Below are 17,837 nucleotides of genomic sequence, written 5' to 3'. Positions count from 1 at the left end.
AATGCTATTGCTGGTAAGCTAAGTTGCCAGCCAACCATGTCTGTAAGACTTGTATGTCATCAATGTCAGATGCATCAATGTTAAAATAATCTTTATCGATTAATATAAAATCTGCCCATTTGCCTTTTTCCAAGCTACCAAGCTTGTGCTCTTGAAACGCTGCATAGGCTGCATCAATGGTAAAAGCACGCAATGCTTGCTCTTTATTTAGCTTTTCTTGAGCTCGCCAGCCTTGCTCAGGTTCGTTATCACGAGACATGCGAGTAACCGCAGCATGCAAGCCATAGAAGGGGTTTGCTAACTCCACCGGATAATCTGAACCAGCTGCAATTTTACTACCTTGCTTTAAGAACGTTTGCCATGCATATGCGCCACGAAGCTGTTGTTCATCTAAGCGTTGCTCGGCCATATGCATGTCGGATGTCGCATGAATGGGCTGCATAGAAGGGATAATATTGAGCGTTTTAAAACGAGGAATATCATCGGGGTGAACTATTTGTGCGTGTTCAATGCGATTACGTAGTAACTTGCCGCCCACAGTTTTAAATATATGTTCATAGCTATCAAGCACTATACGGTTGGCTTTATCGCCAATGGCATGCGTATGCGCACTATAGCCATGAGTGAAGCTTTGTTTAAGCAATGACTCTAGCTGCGCTTGTGTTTCTAGCATCAGGCCTGTGTGACCTTCTCTGTCGTGATAGTCTGCTAATAACGCAGCTCCTCGACTGCCAAGCGCACCATCCGCATAGATTTTTACGCTGCGGATACTCAAAAAATCAGCTTTTTCTTTGATAACGCCATGTTTGAGCATAGGTAGTAAACGCTCATCACTGGCACTCAACATGGCGTAAATTCTCACAGGCAATGTATGTTGCTCAGCACGCTGTTGATATAATTGCCAAGTGGCATAGTCAATACCCGCATCATGGGTTGAGGTAATCCCCAAACTGAGCAAATGTTGGCCTGCTTTATTTAAAGCTAACTGTCTTTGCTCTGTTGTAGAGGGAGGAATATGACTTTTTATCAGTTGCTCGGCTTTATCAATAAAAACACCGCTGGGGAGTCCATCTGATGAGCGAATAATCTCTCCCCCTGCTGGCGCTTTAGTGCGTGCATCTATGCCAGCAAGCGCCATGGCTTTACTATTAACCCATATGGCATGTCCATCTACCCGGGTGAGAACGACGGGCCTGTCACTCACATACTGGTCTAACTGTTTAGCGGTTGGAAACTGTTTATCAGGCCAAAGAGTTTGATCCCACCCTCTGCCGATAACCCATCCCTTAGGTGCTTGTTTGGCATAGTCACGTAACTTTTCACCAATGGCTGATACTGATTTTATGCCTCTGACATCAAGCCTTAGCAGGTTATTACCCAAACCGATAACATGGCCGTGAGCATCAATTAAGCCGGGTAAAAGAGTGTGGCCTTTGCCATCAATTTTAGTGGCTTGAGGAAACTCTTTAATGATGTCTTTTTCGCCGGTTTTTACTACTTTACCATCTTTAAACACCAGCACATTAAAGGTGCTTAACGCACCTTCGAGTGTAGGGCTGTAACCTTGTATATTGTGAATTACGGTTGTTTGAGCATAGCTAAGGGTGCTGCAAATCAGCACGGCCAGACCTGCCAACAGTTTCATACGATCACCTATTTTTTATCGTTATTGTTAACCACCATAACTTAGTTTTAAGATGGACTCAAAATAATGATATGATTGAAGTTTGTAGTTAAAAAGGAAACTTTCAATGCAGTTGTTTATGGTTTATTTGGGTGGACGAGTGAGTGGCTGTCACATTGAAATGCACGATGTACGTTTTGTCATTGGCGAAAAAATAGAAGATTGCTATCAAAAATTAAAAGCACAGTGGGTTGGTGATAACGCCGCAGTGCACATGGACTCTTATGTCGCTATCAGTCATGTTGATGGGTATGAAGTTAGCCTTGTTAAAGAGCAGCCAGCGCAGACCCAAAAACTGTATTTTGTGAATATGGGGGCTTATGTACCTGAACGTTTAGCTGAACAACACGATTTTGCTTTATTTGTGGCGCAAAACGAGTATGAAGCGAAAGAGAAAGCGAAACAACAATTACTTAATGGCATGAGCCACCTACATAAAGACAACTTACATGACGTGGATGACTGCTTTGCCATTGACTTACTAGATGAGCAGTACTTTATTGCGTTAAAGCCAAGTGGTAAAAATCAGGACCTGTCACCGGATTGGTTTGGTTATCACATCCTGTGATCATTGTTCGTGCTTATCTGCTTTTATCGCAATCTTGATAGCGATAAGTACGATAGCAAACATTAAAAATGGCAATGCTGCTAGCGCATATTCGGCGACGTTACTGTCTTGATAGTTAGGTTGCAATATATAGTGACCACCGATACATAACGCAATCGTTACAAGTAAAAGTGGCAGCATTATCAGTTCTTTGCGTTTTGAATGTGCTTTCATATATCTAATCTCCCGACTACCAGTGTGATGCCTTTTTCACAAATACTTATTGATACTGATCATTAAAAGTCACCGAACAATCTCATTTAATTATTACCTTGAAAACTGCTTATTCTTTATCGCAACAAGGCAAGTAAATAACACGCGATTCTAGCACTATATCGATATATGAACAAAATTAACTTGTGCCACGCACAGGCTTTGATATAACTGCTTTTTTAAATACTGGAATAGGGCAATGGGGCAGCAAATAATAGTAATAAAATTGGGAACTAGTGTGCTTACTGCGGGTGGTATCCACTTAAACAAGCCACGCATGGTTGAGTTGGTTCGTCAGTGTGCCGAACTAAAAAAGCAAGGTCATCAAATCGTACTGGTTTCGAGTGGTGCCGTTGCTGCTGGCCGTTCGCAATTAGCTCAGCCCTGTGGCGATTCTATTTCAGAGAAACAAATGTTGGCAGCCATAGGGCAAGGTCAACTTATCCATTTATGGCAAACCTTGTTTGCTTTGTATGATATTCCTGTCGCGCAAATGTTACTTACCCGAGCGGACGTAGAGCACCGTGAACGGTATCTAACGGCCAGAGACACACTTACACAGCTGCTAAAGCATCAAGTGATCCCTATTATTAATGAAAACGACGCCGTTGCAACCAGCGAAATCAAAGTAGGTGACAACGACAACTTATCCGCGATGGTGGCTATTTTAGCTAACGCCGGCAAACTGCTTCTGTTAACTGATCAAGTCGGTTTATTCACTGCAGACCCACGTACTAACCCTGAGGCTGAATTAATAGCGCACGTGCACCGTATAGATGATGACTTACGCGCATTAGCGGGAGGCAGCGGTACTACCTTGGGCACAGGTGGTATGGCAACTAAGTTGCAAGCGGCAGATATTGCGCAGCGTGCCGGTATTGAGACGGTGATAGCCAAAGGCAGTGAAGAAAATATTGTGCTAAAAATCATGGCAAAAGAGGCGCAAAGTACCACGTTTATGCGTTTTGACGCTCCTGTAGAAGGTCGTAAAAAGTGGTTGTTATCGGCACCAAAATCTACTGGCACTGTTACAATGGATGATGGGGCGTGCAAAGCAATTGTAATGCAAGGTGCAAGCTTATTAGCCAAAGGCGTCGTTGGTGTATCAGGGCAGTTTGTCAGAGGTGACCTTGTGACTGTCACTAATCGTGGTGGGCAAATTATTGCTAAAGGGTTATGTGGCTTTTCTGAACGAGAGCTAGATACTATAAAGGGCTGTCATAGCGCTGAAATTGCTTCGGCTCTCGGTTATAAAGCGTCCAGTGTTGTGATCCATAGAGATGATATGGTGCTGCTGTAAAGTTATCTTAAACACGTGCAAAATGAGAACCTTACGCTAAGATTATACTTACTCTGTACTATCTGAGGAAATAAATGAGTAAGGTCTCATCGTGTGGCTATGAATGGACAATTCAACTTGTGTCACAAAACAGTGAACATATGCTTGATAAATGCTTAGCCAGTATCCTCAGCGCCGCGCTTGCTGAAGCTAGTTTGTTTGCGTTTTATTTCAGTAAAAGCCTATCAATACAACAAACACCTTGCGCAATATTTACCTCAAGTGAGCAGTGGCTTGATGAACAATTAGATGTACCGGCACTTGTTGGGCGCTTAAATAAACTAAACCATGATGTACAATTACTTAGTTTAGCGCAGATGCAAATACTGCCGGTGCGTTATCAAGGTTTGATACTGGGTTTTTTGGCAGTAGATAATAGCGCTATCATACCCACTTCGGAGCACAATGTGCTCAATCACGTTTTAAATATCTATGTGCATCAACTTGCTACTTTGCAGTACGCGAGAATTGACCCCCTTACCCAACTATTAAATCGTCAAACATTTGATGAAAAAGTAATGGATATCGTCGCTGGAAAAGAAGCGTGGTTGGTCAGGGAGCATGGTAATGATGTGAAATGGTATATAGCGATGGCAGACATAGATCATTTCAAATACGTTAATGATAATCATGGTCATGTTATTGGTGATGAGGTGATATTGCTGGTGGCACAGTTGCTAAAAAGTAATTTTCGTATTGGCGATTATGTTTTCCGCTATGGAGGCGAAGAGTTTGCGATAGTATTTCCTTGTAAAGATGAAGGTAAGGCAATCGAAAAGCTCGATAGTGTGCGCGCAATTATTGCAGCAACGCGTTTTCCACAGGTTGGTAGCGTCACAATTAGCTTGGGTGTTGCTGAACTGACAGATAATGCGCAAGTTGCAGATTTTGTAAATCGTGCGGATCAAGCTTTGTATCAATCTAAACAAGACGGCCGCAACAGAGTGACTGCTTTTTCAAACATGGATAGCGCTAAGGATAGTTATCAAACAGGTGATATTGAATTATTTTAGGCTGTGATATGATTGCGCCCATTAGAATTTAGTAATGGGAGCAAACATGAAGTTTGTACGTTGGTTTTTAGGGCGCATTATTTTGTTGCTCGATTTTGTATTTACTCCGCGCAGCAAAAAGCGCCCGTCTGATGAACAGCAAAAATTAGACGCGCACACCCAAAACTTAAAGTTGTATCAATTTAGAGCATGTCCGTTTTGTGTCAAAGTGCGCCGTGCCATCAAGCGCGAAGGGCTCAAAATAGAGACTCGTGATGCGAAAAACAATCCGCAATTTAGAGAAGAACTAGCTCAACAAGGTGGCAAGGTAAAAGTACCATGCTTACGCATAGAGCAAGATAATCAAGTGACTTGGTTGTATGAATCGAGTGACATTGTTAGCTACTTAGAAAAGCTTGAAAAAGCCGCATAATTTCACTCACTCTCTACGCGAGAGCATTTGAGTTACCAAGCGGTTATGCTAGCATAACCGCCCATCATCTATTGTCAGAAATTTAAAGAGAAACACCATGACTATCCGTACTCGTGTTGCACCGTCACCTACCGGTGATCCGCATTTAGGTACCGCTTATATTGCCCTTTTTAACTACTGTTTTGCTAAGCAGCAAGGTGGAGAGTTTGTTTTACGTATCGAAGATACTGACCAAGTACGCAGTACACCTGAGTCAGAGCAAGCGATTATGGATAGCTTACGCTGGTTAGGTCTTAATTGGGATCATGGTCCGGATGTAGGTGGTGAGTTTGGTCCGTACCGTCAATCAGAGCGTAGCGATTTATATAAAAAATATGCGCATCAACTCGTTGAGCAAGGTAAAGCGTTTTACTGTTTTGCAACTGCGCAAGAGCTTGATGAAATGCGTGAGCAGCAAATGGCAGAAGGCCTGCGCCCTAAATACGATGGTCGCGGTTTACTGCTTAGCGACGATGAAATCAAAGCAAATCTTGAGTCTGGCAAACCTTATGTGATCCGTATGAAGATCCCAAGTGAAGGCACATTCAAGTTTAACGATTATCTACGTGGCGAAATTGAGATCCCTTGGGAAAACGTTGATATGCAAGTGCTGCTAAAAGCAGATGGATTTCCAACGTACTTTTTAGCAAATGTTGTGGATGATCACCATATGCAGATCAGCCATATTTTCCGCGGTGAAGAGTGGATCAACTCGGCCCCTAAACTGCTTAAACTTTATGAAGATTTTGGTTGGCAAGCGCCTGTGCTTGGTCATTTGCCATTACTACGTAACCCAGATAAATCAAAGCTGTCAAAGCGTAAAAATCCAACGTCAATCAACTACTATAAAGAAATGGGCTTTTTGCCTGAAGCTGTATTGAACTATCTTGGTCGTATGGGCTGGTCTATGCCTGATGAGCGTGAAAAGTTCACATTAGCAGAAATGATAGAACATTTTGATATGAAACGTGTATCACTTGGTGGTCCGGTATTCGATGTTGATAAACTAAGTTGGTTAAACGGTTTGTGGATCCGTGAAAACTTAACGGATGAGCAGTTAATTCAGCGCTTTGTAGATTGGAAGTTTAATACGCAGACTTTGAGCCGCATTTTACCTGAGGCTAAAACACGTATTAATACTTTATCTGACTTAGTTGATTTAGCAGGGCACTTTGTTGCTGGTCAGCCTGACTACGATCCTGCGTTGTTAACGGCAGGAAAAGCTGATGAAGACACTGTACGTCAAGCGCTACAGTTCTTTATTTGGCAATTGGAAGGTCTCCGAAGCTGGAATAAGTCTGAGATCTTTGCGATAGCGAAAAGTGTTGCGACGTTCCATGAGTTAAAAATTAAGGATTTCCTAGAGCCAATTTTTGTTGCTATTACAGGAAAACAGTCATCAACTTCAGTGGTTGATGCGATGGAAATTTTAGGTTCTGATTTATCTCGTGCACGCTTACGTGTTGCACTATCGCACATTGGCGTATCTAAAAAGCAGGCCAAAAAGCTCGAAAAAGCATATAGAGAATTTCCTGAATCATAATTTATCTTAATGATATTTAATGAAAAAGCCGTATAACGTATTATGCGGCTTTTTTTATTATGCATAAAAATAAACAGATATGACCTCTAGTTAGTAATATTCTGCTAACATAGCGCGGTTTTATAATCATGAAAGAAAAGGTTTATGTTAAGTCAATTTTACCAACTAGACGGTGATCAGGTTGTGATCTCTCGCCAGCAGGGCAGTGAATTTGCCAAGCGTGTGGCGGATGATTTTAATCCTTTGCACGATGTTGATGCGAAAAAGTTTTGCGTGCCGGGCGATTTGCTATTTTCTTTGGTGCTTGCACGCTATGGTGTAAGTGAAAATATGCACTTTACTTTCGCAGGAATGGTTGATGAAACTTCTAAACTGGACTTTCCTGCTGGTGGTGAAGAGTTTGATATCACCTCTGAAGGCAAAGTGATGCTAAGTGTTAAGCGAGATGGTGCGAATAACCAGTGTCAAAGCTTAGTAGATAGCCTTACAAAAAACTATGTTGAGTTTTCTGGTACTGCGTTTCCTCATGTCATTATTCCTTTAATGGCAAAGCAGCAAGTGATGATCAATCCTGCTCGTCCGATGGTTATTTATGAATCAATGACCATTCATTTAGATACTTTAGATCTGAAAGAGCTTGAACTAGAAGCGGATACACCTGAATTTAGCTATGAAGGTAAACGTGGGAAAATTATTCTTAGATTTAATTTACTCAGTGAAGGCCAGCGAGTAGGGCGTGGAGAAAAGCATATGTTGGTATCTGGGATCCGTGATTACTGCCAAGATATGGTTGATGACCTAATTGATTATTACAATAACCGTAAAGACACGCTATAGCCTACTATAGATTATCTAGCGCGCATCTAAAGCGCGCTTTTGTTATACTGCCAGTTATATACCGACTGTCTTAATTACATCTATGTCATTCAAAGCCTTTTTGTTCGCTGATGAGCTTAATCAAGCATTAGAACACCTTAATTTTGTCAATCCTACTCCCGTTCAAGAGCAATGTATCCCATTGTTGTTAAAAGGCCGCGACCTAGTTGCAACAGCACAAACGGGTACTGGTAAAACCGCTGCGTTTATGCTGCCAATTTTACAGCAACTACTCGCAGTGCCAGAGCAGCTAGGCATTGCAAGGGCCCTAGTGGTTGCACCTACCCGAGAGCTTGCCCAACAAGTGGCACAAAACACCCAAAGTTATGGTCAATATACCGGGCTTAAAGTGGCTTGCTTGTATGGTGGCGCTAATATTGGACCTCAAGAAAAAGCGCTTAAGGCTGGTGTAGACATTGTGATTGCTACACCAGGCAGGCTGCTAGATCACCTTATTAAAGGCACCTTATCACTTGCCCAAGTGAAACATTTGGTGTTTGACGAGGCTGACCGCATTTTGGATATGGGGTTTATTGGTGAGATTAAACGCATCATGCGCCATTTACCTACCCAACGGCAAACCTTGCTGTTTTCAGCCACAATCGATGAGCAAGTACAGACGCTCGTTAAGCAATGGTTAAATGACCCAAAACGTATCAGTGTAGATAAAGAAAACAGTGCGGCACAACGGGTAGAGCAAGTATTCTATGCGGTAGATGAAGATAGAAAACGTGAGCTGATGTCTTATTTGATAGGTAAGAATAATTGGCAACAAGTGTTGGTGTTTACTCGCACCAAAAATATGGCTGATGATTTAGCACAAGAATTAAATAAAGATGGCTTAGCAACGCTGGCTATTCATGGTGATAAATCGCAAGGAGCCAGAGATAAAGCACTTAGTCAGTTTAAAAGTGGCCAAACTAGAGTGCTGGTTGCAACGGATGTCGCAGCCAGAGGAATTGATATTTTAGACTTGGATTATGTGATCAATGCTGAGCTGCCATATGTGGCTGAAGATTATGTGCATCGCATTGGACGTACAGGACGGGCTGGTAAAACAGGACACGCGATATCTTTGGTGAGTATTGATGAGCAGTGGTTACTCGAAGAGATAGAAGTATTATTGGATGAACGCCTTACACCACAATGGTTGCCAGGTTACGAACCTGATTTAACCAAAGCACCAAAAGATAATCGTAAGAATACTAACAAATCACGCAAGCAAAGAGATAAGAAAAAAGTGTTGAACAAGCGTTCATCAAGGCGCAGGTAATAATTATTTAGGCACTAAAAAAGCACCGATTGAGGTGCTTTTTTAACGTTTTAAGCAATTTGTTTTTCTGCAAGAGTCAGTTCCATTGTTGCCTTGAGTAAGCGGTATAGATTAATGGATGCATCAATTTCTTCTTTTCGGTTCGTTAAGCTTTCGATATTTAATCCAAGCGGTACGTCCAAATGTGCACAGCTTTTTAAGATTTGATCTAGGCTCTCTTTGCAGATCCGAATTGATTCACTTAAAGAGTTCTCAGCGTCTAAAATACGCCACTGCGTGGCTTCCGGTACTGAAATGCCTAGCCAATCCATAAACTCAAGTGTCTTTTGTCCACCACACGGCGTAAAAGTTAAGATGATACGCTTAGGTGTTTCTCCTAGTTGACGACAAGAGCGCGCATAACTGGTGATTAAATCAATGGTTGCTTGTGCGTTGTACACCGCCTGCGAGATAAAAAACTCGCACCCTTGTGAGGTTTTCTCTAGCAAACGTTCATGTTCGTTACGCTTACTCGCGTGACGTTCCGCTATTGTTACACCGCCAAGGAAAAATTTCTCCTGATGCTGGCTTAGTGCCTGATAAGCATCGGATAAATTTAATCGAATATCACCATGAGAAGATGGACTGCCAACGAGCACTAGGTTTTTTAAACCGTATTGGTGTTTAGTATTGGTTAACCATTCATTGAATTCACTGGCTTCGCGTTGTGCAACACTTTTATAGGTGATCACATCTAAGTTTGAGAGTTTATGAATTAACTGACTGTATTCACAAGGATCAACTGTATGCTTAAACGGAAATGGACGAGGTGCTTGAGTACGGCTACTTTCGTCTTGAATATCATAAATAACCACGCCGTCGTATTCAATTTCATGTAAACGAGCAAGCAGTTTGGCTGCAATATTTTCAAGCTTTTCTTTGTCAGTGCCAACTTTAGGCGGCGTTGTACCAATTAAGTACACCCCTTGGTTAGGGTCTAATATTTTCTCTTGCAGTGATAACGCCATGATCCTCATCCCAGCTCAATGTGTGTCGATAGGGGATAATATAGCAGCCATTTAGACGTCTAGATAGATTTTTTTAATGAAAGATATTCAATATGTATGAATTTATTTCAAGTTTAGCCCTCCCTTTAGATATTTGTGGATAAATTTGTTTACATAATTTTGCGCTTGGAAATGTCATTCGGCTTGAAAAGTAATGCATAATGACTCAGGTTTAACCATGTTTTGGTTACAACTGTGCGATAAATAATAAACTCAGGGATCACTATGAAATTTAAACTTTTGGCAACGAGCCTTGCGGTAACCCTTGCACTAACGGGGTGTGTTAGCAATGGCAAGCTGACGACAACGAGTGAGATACAAACACAAGCAAGTAATAAAGTATTTTCACAAGACTACCTTTTAGAAGAGTTAGACAATGGCCTACGTGTGATGGTCGTTAAAACCGATTACCCCGATGTGGTTTCTGTACAAATCCCTGTCTCTGTTGGTTCGAGAAACGAGGTTGAGGTTGGTCGTACTGGTTTTGCACATTTTTTTGAGCATATGATGTTTAAAGGTTCTGAAAAATACCCGCAAGACGTTTATGCCGATATTTTGAAAAACTCTGGTGTTGATAATCGAGCTTATACCACCAATGATTACACTAATTACTATCTAAGCTTCTCAAAACAACATTTAGATAAGGTGTTGGAAATTGAAGCGGATATTTTCCAAAATCTTACTTATACAGAGGCGCAATTTCGCACAGAAGCTTTAACGGTTAAGGGCGAGTATTTAAAGAATAATGCTAACCCAATTCGCCAATTGCTTTCAGCAGCGCGTAATGTAGCCTTTGAACAGCACACTTATAAGCACACCACGATGGGCTTTTTTAAAGATATTGAAGCGATGCCTGAGCAAATGAGCTACGGCCAAACATTTTTTGAGCGTTTTTATAATCCAGAATATGTTTCTTTAGTCATAGTCGGTGACGTTGACCCAAAAAAAACCATGGCAATGGTGAAAAAGCACTGGGGGAGCTGGGAAAAAGGCAACTACGTGGCAGATATTCCACAGGAGCCAAAACAGCAAGCAGCAAAATATGTGCATAAGCAAAGTGATGGGCTACCAGGGCATTGGTTGTTAGTGTCTTACAAGGGCGCTGCATGGCAACCCGAAAATAAAGACCGTGCGGCACTTGATTTAATATCTGATTTGTATTTTTCTAAAACATCTGAGCTTTATCAGCAGCTGGTTGTTGAGAAGCAAGTAGCTAGTCAGATGTTTACATATAATCCTGAAACAAAAGACCCTGGCTTGTTACACGTTTTTGTAAAAGTTGAGCATGAAAAAGATGTTGCCATGGTGCGAGATGCTATCAACCAGACATATGCCAAGGCGCGTACTCAATTAGTGGATGAAGACAAGCTCTCAGCGCTAAAGTCCAATCGTAAATATAGCTTTATTAATGAATTAGATTCATCTCAAGCGATTGCCTCGACACTTGCTCAGTATATGCATTTTGAGCGAGACCCTGAGGTTATCAATCAACTTTATGCCACTGCTGATGCTATCACAGCACAAGATATTCAAGATGTTGCGAATAAGTATTTTGTCGACTCAAGTCGCACAACGGTGACAATGTCGGCATTAGACTCAATTAGTGGGTTTGATAAAGAAGTATCTTTGCAAGCTTTAGTTGACGCTGAAAGTCAGCCAAAAGAGCGTCACTTTAATGTGTTAGATAAAACAAATAGTTCACCTTTGGTGGATATGAACTTATTGTTTTATACCGGTGCGGCAGCTGATCCTGACGGTAAAAAAGGCCTAGCTGCTATGACGGCAGCAATGGTTGCTAATGGCGGTTCACAAAGTAAAGCCTATAAAGATATTCAAAAAGCGCTTTACCCGATTGCCGGTTCGTTCGATTATCAAATTGATAAAGAAATGCTGTCACTGCGAGGACGAGTCCACAAAGATAACCTTGATCAGTGGTATACACTGGTAAGTGATCAACTGTTAAATCCTGGCTTTAGGGAAGATGACTTCAACCGCTTGAAAAAAGAAATGTTAGATAACATCAAAGCCAGTTTAAAGTCTTCCAATGATGAAGAGCTGGGTAAAGAGGTTTTATACCATAAGCTTTACCAAGGACATCCTTATGCAAGCTACAATTATGGTGACTTATCAGATCTTGAGTCATTAACTCTTGACGATGTTAAAGCGTTTTATGCTGAGCATTTTACGCAAGCTAAGTTAAATGTCGGGATCACTGGTGCTATGCCCCAAGAAGTGAAAGACAAGTTGTTCATGGACTTAGCTAAGTTACCTAAGGGTGATGAAAAGCGTTTAACTATTCCAGATGCGCCAAAGCTTAAAGGCCGCCATGCAGCCATCGTTGAAAAAAGTGCTAAATCAACAGCAGTCTCTTTTGGTTTCCCTATCGACACAATTCGTAGCAATAAAGACTGGACCGCACTTTGGTTGGTTCGCTCGTACTTCGGTGAGCATCGCAACTCAAACAGCTTTTTGTATCAGCGCATTCGTGAAGTACGTGGTATGAACTATGGTGATTATGCATATATTGAATATTTCCCTCGTGGTATGTTTCAAACCAAGCCGGATGCTAACTTAGGCCGTTCTGAACAGATCTTTCAAGTATGGTTGCGCCCACTGCGTTCAAATAATGATGCACACTTCGCAACGCGCGTTGCCATGTATGAGTTAGATAAGTTGATTAAAGAGGGGATGAGTGAGCAAGACTTTACCGCTACACGTAACTTCTTAAGCAACTATGTAGCACAGCTGGTTGCCAGTCAAGACCGTCAATTAGGCTATGCGCTCGATAGTCAGTTCTACAACATCGATAACTTTGTAGATTATGTACGCGAGCAGCTTGCGAGTTTAACAGTTGACGATGTTAATCGCGTGATTAGTGAGAACCTGCAAACCCAAAACATACAGTACGTATTTGTGACTGGTGATGGAACAGACATGCAGCAGCGTTTAGCGCAAGAAATATCTTCGCCCTTGAGCTACAACTCTGAAAAGCCCGAACAGTTGCTGGCAGAAGATAAGCAAATAGCGGATTATAAACTCAATATACCGAGTGAGAACATTGAAGTGCTTGATGTAAAAACAGTATTTGAGTAAATATTTGCGCCGTTAGTTTGAGCCGCACACTATGTGCGGCTTTTTAGTCTGCGCTTGATTGCTTGTACATTGCACTGTAAATAGCACTTTGTTATAACTAATTACTATATTGTTTTCTATTACGGTAACACTTGCTAAAGTTTTATCGTTAGAATCACGACAGTTAATATGAATTAAGGTACCGCTATGCGTCATGAAATATGGCAACAACTTCGTACAGAAGCAAAAGACCTTGTTAGCCGAGAGCCATTACTGGCCAGTCATGTTTATTCAAGTATTTTGAATCATGAATGTTTGGGAGCAGCGTTGAGCTTTATTGTGGCTAATAAATTGGCAGATGCGGTGGTATCGGCATTCACTATCCGTGAACTGTTTGATCAAGCATTCGTTGATTGTGATCATATGCTCACTCATGTTGCCCACGATATCAAAGCGGTAAAAGACAGAGACCCAGCCGCTGATAGTTATTTAACTGTAATGTTGAACCTTAAAGGTTTTCACGCGATACAAGCGCATCGACTAGCTCATTGCTTATGGCGGCAACATCGTAAAGAGTTAGCGAGATTTATTCAAAGTCGAACCTCTGAAGTCTTTGGTGTTGATATTCACCCTGCATGTAAAGTTGGTCATGGCATCATGCTTGATCATGCGACAGGCATAGTCATAGGTGAAACAGCAGTGATAGAAGACAATGTATCTATATTACAATCAGTTACTTTAGGTGGTACAGGTAATGAACAAGGTGATCGCCATCCTAAAATTAGGGCGGGGGTACTGATTGGTGCAGGGGCTAAGGTGTTAGGCAACATCGAAGTGGGCGAAGGAGCTAGAATAGGCGCCGGTTCAGTGGTTCTTAGAGCCGTAGAGCCGCATACAACGGTGGTTGGTGTTCCAGCCAAAGTAGTAGGCCGTCCTTGTAGTCCATGTCCTGCAAAAAGCATGAACCAAAACTTCCTAGATGATGATCCTGAGAATGAATCGCATACCAGCGCGATGATTTAAGGTGGATATATGCGAGGGTTAGTCGTCATTATTGTAATGCTGCTGGCCTTTGCGTTAGGGATTATAGTTGAGCGATTATGGTTATCAGAACAGCTAGTTGCTGCTTATAACTTTTCGCGCTCAGCTGATTTAAAAATAGTAAAAGAGAACACCATTGAGCAAAGTGCACAATCGCAGGTGCAGTTAAATGCTATTCCTCAGCAGCACCAGCAAAGTTCAGTTGTTGAACAACTGACTCAAGCGCGGCTAGAAATATCGCGTTTAGAAGCTGAAAATGAGCAGTTGCAACAACGTTTATATGAACATAAACAAAGCACTCAACTTCCTCCTGTTAACGTTCCCAATGGTGATTTGAAGAGTATGTTAGCGCAGCAATATCAACAGGAAAGTCGTGACGCTGTATGGGCCGATGAGGTGGAGCTGCAAATTAATGACTTTTTGTATCAAAATGATTTGAGTCATCTAGTTAAGTTGCAAGAATACGGATGTAAATCTACAGTTTGCCAAATGGAACTAGTGCCGCAGGGCGATGCTAAAGACTTTGATGAAGCCCTGTGGCGGAAGGTGAGTGAAAAGCTCTTCTCGCAAACATGGTTTAAGCGTTTTACCATGAGTACCTCTACCAGCACCCAAGATAAAATGGTGGTCCACCTAAGTAAGCAACAAGTATATGATCAATAGTGACTCACTTTTAACACTTGAGAATGTATTTCGCCATCATGGAGCTGTGTTACAAGTTTTTGATTTTGTGAAGTTTCCGCCACTGACTTGAGCACTTTCTCTTCATGCTTAGTAATACTATACCCGCGAGCTAACACGTTTAGGGGACTCACACTATCTAGTCGCGCGGCACACAGTGCTAATCTATTTTGATGGTTATTTAAGTTTTTTTGCATTACTTGATACAAAGCTGTTGTCATATGCTCAAGTTGTTGATGTGCAAAACTAAGTTGTTTGTTTGGGTGCTGGTGGTTAAGGCGTTGTTTGGCTAGCGCTAAGGCATTGCTACGCTTGGCTTGGAGCTGCACAAATGCACGGGTTAGACGACTAATAAACTCATCGACTCTTTGTTGCTGTTGCAGCAATTGGTTTTCAGGATGTTGTAACTTAAGCCTTTGCTCAAGTACTTTACAGTGTTGTGAGGCGTGTTTTATTGTTTGCAATATTTGAATATGTAGTGCTTTTCGGTATTGTTGCACTTGTTGCTGTAAGGCCTGTCTATCAGGGCTAACAAGTTCAGCCGCAGCTGAAGGTGTTGCGGCTCGCAGATCTGCAACGTAATCGCTGATGGTAGTGTCGATTTCGTGTCCTACGGCGCTGATAACAGGTAATTGGCTGGCAAATATCGCACGTGCTAAGAGCTCTTCGTTAAAACACCACAGATCTTCTAGTGAACCACCGCCACGGCCAATGATTAATACATCAACTTCATTACGTTGATTGGCCAGCGTTAGTTTTTCAGTTAGTTGTAGGTGAGCCTCTTTACCTTGCACTTGTGCCGGATAAATGACGACTTCGAGCTGCGGCGCACGACGCTTTAGAACTGTTAAAATGTCTTTGATAGCGGCACCCGTAGCTGAGGTGATAATACCTACAGTGTTAATTTTACTCGGCAGTGGTTTTTTATGTGAACTGCTAAATAACCCCTCAGCAGCTAAGTGCATTTTTAAGGCATCAAACTGTTGTTTGAGTAGTCCTTCACCTGCGGGTTCCATTTTTTCGACTATCAGTTGATAGTCGCCGCGAGGCTCATAGACAGATACTCTTGCTTGTACTTCGACCTGTGCGCCGTTGGTTGGTTTATATTGGCAGTAGCGATTATTACCACGCCACATTGCCGCTTTGATTTGGGCTTTGTCATCTTTTAAGGAAAAATACCAATGTCCTGATGCCGGAGCAACAAAATTTGAGATCTCACCAGTTAGCCTGATAGAAGCAAAACCTTGCTCTAAAATGGCGCGTATTTCGCGGTTTAGTTTCGAAACGGTGTAAGTTGTATTCGAAGTAGATGCAAAGCTTGTCAATGGCATAAGTCACTCCATAAAAAATTCATGCGTACTTTATCATATTTTTTACTAAATATTATTTACTCGCATAAGGAACGCTGATAAAATTTGCACGCAATTCCTTATACTCAGTTCCACGTGAGAGAAACCGCAACCATGCTAAGAATTGCAAAAGAAGCCCTAACCTTTGATGATGTGCTATTAGTTCCTGCACATTCTACTGTTTTACCTCATACAGCAAATCTATCAACGCGATTAACGCGTGGTATTGAATTAAACCTGCCTTTAGTTTCTGCATCTATGGATACAGTGACTGAAGCTCGCCTTGCTATTGCGCTTGCGCAAGAAGGCGGTATTGGTTTTATTCACAAAAATATGACGATTGAAGAGCAAGCCCGCAATGTACGCAAAGTAAAAGCATATGAAGCTGGTATTGTATCTTTTCCGGTCACAGTCTCTGCAGATTTAACCATTGCGCAAGCAAATGCACTAGCAGAAGAAAAAGGGTTTTCAGGTTTTCCAGTAACTGATAAAGACAATCAGTTAGAAGGAATTGTAACGAGCCGTGATATGCGCTTTGAAACTAAGTTAGATCAACCGGTTTCAACCGTAATGACAACCAAAGAAAACTTGGTGACGGTGAAAGAGGGTGCTTCTCGTGAAGAAATTTTAGAATTAATGCACGAGCACCGCATCGAAAAGATTCTAGTTGTCGATGATGCTTTTAAACTAAAAGGCATGATCACAGTTAAAGATTACCAAAAAGCGCAAGAGAAGCCGAATGCATGTAAAGACGAACAAGGTCGTTTACGTGTCGGTGCGGCCGTAGGGGTTGGTGCTGGTACTGATGAGCGTATTGCTGCGTTAGTTGAAGCCGGTGTTGACGTATTGTTGATAGATACGTCGCACGGCCATTCGCAAGGCGTTATTGACCGTGTTAAAGCAACACGCGAAGCATATCCTAAATTACAAATCGTAGCGGGTAACGTAGCAACAGCAGAAGGTGCGATTGCGTTAGCTGATGCGGGTGTTGATGCGGTTAAAGTGGGTATTGGCCCTGGTTCAATTTGTACAACTCGTATCGTAACTGGCTGTGGTGTACCACAGATCACAGCAATTTCAGATGCAGTAGAAGGCTTAAAAGGCCGTGACATTCCTGTTATTGCAGACGGTGGTATTCGCTTCTCTGGTGATATTGTAAAAGCGCTAGTGGCGGGTGCATCATGCGTTATGGTTGGGTCAATGCTTGCTGGTACTGAAGAAGCGCCTGGTGAGGTTGAACTGTATCAAGGCCGTTACTACAAGTCATACCGTGGTATGGGGTCGTTAGGTGCGATGAACCAAAAAGAAGGGTCATCTGACCGTTATTTCCAAAAATCAAATCAGGCCGATAAGCTGGTGCCTGAGGGCATTGAAGGCCGTGTCGCTTATAAAGGTCCTATTGCGACAATTATTCACCAACAGGTGGGTGGTATTCGCAGTGCAATGGGCTTAACTGGCTGTGCCACAATTGAAGAGTTAAATACTAAACCGCAGTTTGTACGTGTCACATCTGCAGGTATGGGTGAATCTCACGTTCATGACGTACAGATCACCAAAGAAGCCCCGAACTACCGCTTGGGCTAACACTCAAAAGTGGGCTAGCGTTTGCTAGCCCTTCTTAATTTTAAGTAAAGCTGCAATATATGCTT

Annotated in this window: 15 protein-coding genes; 11 read left to right on the top strand and 4 right to left on the bottom strand. The window is 42.1% G+C overall.

Translation table 11 applies throughout. The annotated features are described in order from the left end of the window. Window positions 1-4: 4 nt before the first annotated feature. A complete protein-coding gene (locus HG263_RS13580; protein ID WP_171626622.1) occupies window positions 5-1,645 on the bottom strand; it encodes an amidohydrolase in 1,641 nt (546 codons plus the stop codon). Window positions 1,646-1,751: 106 nt separating this feature from the next. Here HG263_RS13580 and HG263_RS13575 point away from each other — a divergent pair, with 106 nt between their 5' ends. Continuing rightward, window positions 1,752-2,252 (top strand): DUF1543 domain-containing protein, encoded by a 501-nt coding sequence (locus tag HG263_RS13575; RefSeq protein ID WP_171626621.1) that lies wholly within the window; start codon window positions 1,752-1,754, stop codon window positions 2,250-2,252. Here the strand turns inward: HG263_RS13575 and HG263_RS13570 are convergent, their stop codons facing one another. Next, window positions 2,253-2,465: a hypothetical protein gene (locus HG263_RS13570; protein WP_171626620.1), complete on the bottom strand. Its 213-nt coding sequence runs from the start codon at window positions 2,463-2,465 to the stop codon at window positions 2,253-2,255. 238 nt (window positions 2,466-2,703) lie between these two features. Here HG263_RS13570 and proB point away from each other — a divergent pair, with 238 nt between their 5' ends. The 6 genes from proB to HG263_RS13540 all read left to right on the top strand — a co-directional run bounded on the left by proB (window position 2,704) and on the right by HG263_RS13540 (window position 8,999). Beyond that, a complete protein-coding gene (gene proB / locus HG263_RS13565; protein ID WP_171626619.1) occupies window positions 2,704-3,804 on the top strand; it encodes a glutamate 5-kinase in 1,101 nt (366 codons plus the stop codon). Between the two features lie 74 nt (window positions 3,805-3,878). After that, a complete protein-coding gene (locus HG263_RS13560; protein ID WP_171626618.1) occupies window positions 3,879-4,856 on the top strand; it encodes a GGDEF domain-containing protein in 978 nt (325 codons plus the stop codon). A gap of 46 nt (window positions 4,857-4,902) precedes the next feature. Then, window positions 4,903-5,268, top strand: coding sequence for a glutaredoxin family protein (locus HG263_RS13555; protein WP_171626617.1), 366 nt, complete (start codon window positions 4,903-4,905; stop codon window positions 5,266-5,268). Window positions 5,269-5,365: 97 nt separating this feature from the next. Beyond that, complete coding sequence (gene gltX, locus HG263_RS13550; RefSeq protein ID WP_171626616.1) at window positions 5,366-6,850, top strand: glutamate--tRNA ligase; 1,485 nt, start codon at window positions 5,366-5,368, stop codon at window positions 6,848-6,850. Window positions 6,851-6,994: 144 nt separating this feature from the next. Beyond that, window positions 6,995-7,687, top strand: a complete 693-nt coding sequence (locus tag HG263_RS13545) for a DUF3581 family protein (RefSeq protein WP_171626615.1) — start codon at window positions 6,995-6,997, stop codon at window positions 7,685-7,687. Between the two features lie 82 nt (window positions 7,688-7,769). Then, complete coding sequence (locus tag HG263_RS13540; protein ID WP_171626614.1) at window positions 7,770-8,999, top strand: DEAD/DEAH box helicase; 1,230 nt, start codon at window positions 7,770-7,772, stop codon at window positions 8,997-8,999. 50 nt (window positions 9,000-9,049) lie between these two features. Here the strand turns inward: HG263_RS13540 and HG263_RS13535 are convergent, their stop codons facing one another. Next, on the bottom strand, window positions 9,050-10,006 hold the full coding sequence (locus tag HG263_RS13535; protein ID WP_171626613.1) for a methylenetetrahydrofolate reductase: 957 nt from the start codon (window positions 10,004-10,006) through the stop codon (window positions 9,050-9,052). A gap of 264 nt (window positions 10,007-10,270) precedes the next feature. Here HG263_RS13535 and HG263_RS13530 point away from each other — a divergent pair, with 264 nt between their 5' ends. The 3 genes from HG263_RS13530 to HG263_RS13520 all read left to right on the top strand — a co-directional run bounded on the left by HG263_RS13530 (window position 10,271) and on the right by HG263_RS13520 (window position 14,821). After that, window positions 10,271-13,138: a M16 family metallopeptidase gene (locus HG263_RS13530; RefSeq protein WP_171626612.1), complete on the top strand. Its 2,868-nt coding sequence runs from the start codon at window positions 10,271-10,273 to the stop codon at window positions 13,136-13,138. Between the two features lie 186 nt (window positions 13,139-13,324). Further along, window positions 13,325-14,140: a serine O-acetyltransferase gene (gene cysE, locus HG263_RS13525; RefSeq protein ID WP_171626611.1), complete on the top strand. Its 816-nt coding sequence runs from the start codon at window positions 13,325-13,327 to the stop codon at window positions 14,138-14,140. Window positions 14,141-14,149: 9 nt separating this feature from the next. Next, the gene (locus HG263_RS13520; protein ID WP_171626610.1) at window positions 14,150-14,821 is read left to right on the top strand and encodes a hypothetical protein; all 672 of its coding nucleotides are present in this window, start codon (window positions 14,150-14,152) and stop codon (window positions 14,819-14,821) included. Here HG263_RS13520 and xseA read toward each other — a convergent pair. Beyond that, window positions 14,815-16,170 (bottom strand): exodeoxyribonuclease VII large subunit, encoded by a 1,356-nt coding sequence (gene xseA, locus HG263_RS13515; protein ID WP_171626609.1) that lies wholly within the window; start codon window positions 16,168-16,170, stop codon window positions 14,815-14,817. The genes HG263_RS13520 and xseA overlap by 7 nt on opposite strands. A 132-nt stretch (window positions 16,171-16,302) precedes the next feature. On the opposite strand from xseA, the gene guaB reads away from it, so the two are divergent. Next, on the top strand, window positions 16,303-17,772 hold the full coding sequence (guaB, locus tag HG263_RS13510; protein WP_171626608.1) for an IMP dehydrogenase: 1,470 nt from the start codon (window positions 16,303-16,305) through the stop codon (window positions 17,770-17,772). Window positions 17,773-17,837: the final 65 nt, after the last annotated feature.

Source organism: Pseudoalteromonas caenipelagi, from assembly GCF_013140855.1.
In the GTDB taxonomy this organism is placed as follows: domain Bacteria; phylum Pseudomonadota; class Gammaproteobacteria; order Enterobacterales; family Alteromonadaceae; genus Pseudoalteromonas; species Pseudoalteromonas caenipelagi.
The sequence above is the reverse complement of the archived record's forward strand: the minus strand, read 5'-3'. Positions and strand labels throughout refer to the sequence as shown.

Bases quoted from the DNA above. Each gene is read 5' to 3' on its own strand.
- HG263_RS13540 (WP_171626614.1), top strand. From the start codon at position 7,770: ATGTCATTCAAAGCCTTTTTGTTCGCTGATGAGCTTAATCAAGCATTA.
- proB (WP_171626619.1), top strand. From the start codon at position 2,704: ATGGGGCAGCAAATAATAGTAATAAAATTGGGAACTAGTGTGCTTACT.
- guaB (WP_171626608.1), top strand. From the start codon at position 16,303: ATGCTAAGAATTGCAAAAGAAGCCCTAACCTTTGATGATGTGCTATTA.
- HG263_RS13570 (WP_171626620.1), bottom strand. From the start codon at position 2,465: ATGAAAGCACATTCAAAACGCAAAGAACTGATAATGCTGCCACTTTTA.
- HG263_RS13520 (WP_171626610.1), top strand. From the start codon at position 14,150: ATGCGAGGGTTAGTCGTCATTATTGTAATGCTGCTGGCCTTTGCGTTA.
- xseA (WP_171626609.1), bottom strand. From the start codon at position 16,170: ATGCCATTGACAAGCTTTGCATCTACTTCGAATACAACTTACACCGTT.
- HG263_RS13555 (WP_171626617.1), top strand. From the start codon at position 4,903: ATGAAGTTTGTACGTTGGTTTTTAGGGCGCATTATTTTGTTGCTCGAT.
- HG263_RS13560 (WP_171626618.1), top strand. From the start codon at position 3,879: ATGAGTAAGGTCTCATCGTGTGGCTATGAATGGACAATTCAACTTGTG.
- HG263_RS13530 (WP_171626612.1), top strand. From the start codon at position 10,271: ATGAAATTTAAACTTTTGGCAACGAGCCTTGCGGTAACCCTTGCACTA.
- HG263_RS13580 (WP_171626622.1), bottom strand. From the start codon at position 1,645: ATGAAACTGTTGGCAGGTCTGGCCGTGCTGATTTGCAGCACCCTTAGC.
- HG263_RS13575 (WP_171626621.1), top strand. From the start codon at position 1,752: ATGCAGTTGTTTATGGTTTATTTGGGTGGACGAGTGAGTGGCTGTCAC.
- HG263_RS13535 (WP_171626613.1), bottom strand. From the start codon at position 10,006: ATGGCGTTATCACTGCAAGAGAAAATATTAGACCCTAACCAAGGGGTG.
- HG263_RS13545 (WP_171626615.1), top strand. From the start codon at position 6,995: ATGTTAAGTCAATTTTACCAACTAGACGGTGATCAGGTTGTGATCTCT.
- cysE (WP_171626611.1), top strand. From the start codon at position 13,325: ATGCGTCATGAAATATGGCAACAACTTCGTACAGAAGCAAAAGACCTT.
- gltX (WP_171626616.1), top strand. From the start codon at position 5,366: ATGACTATCCGTACTCGTGTTGCACCGTCACCTACCGGTGATCCGCAT.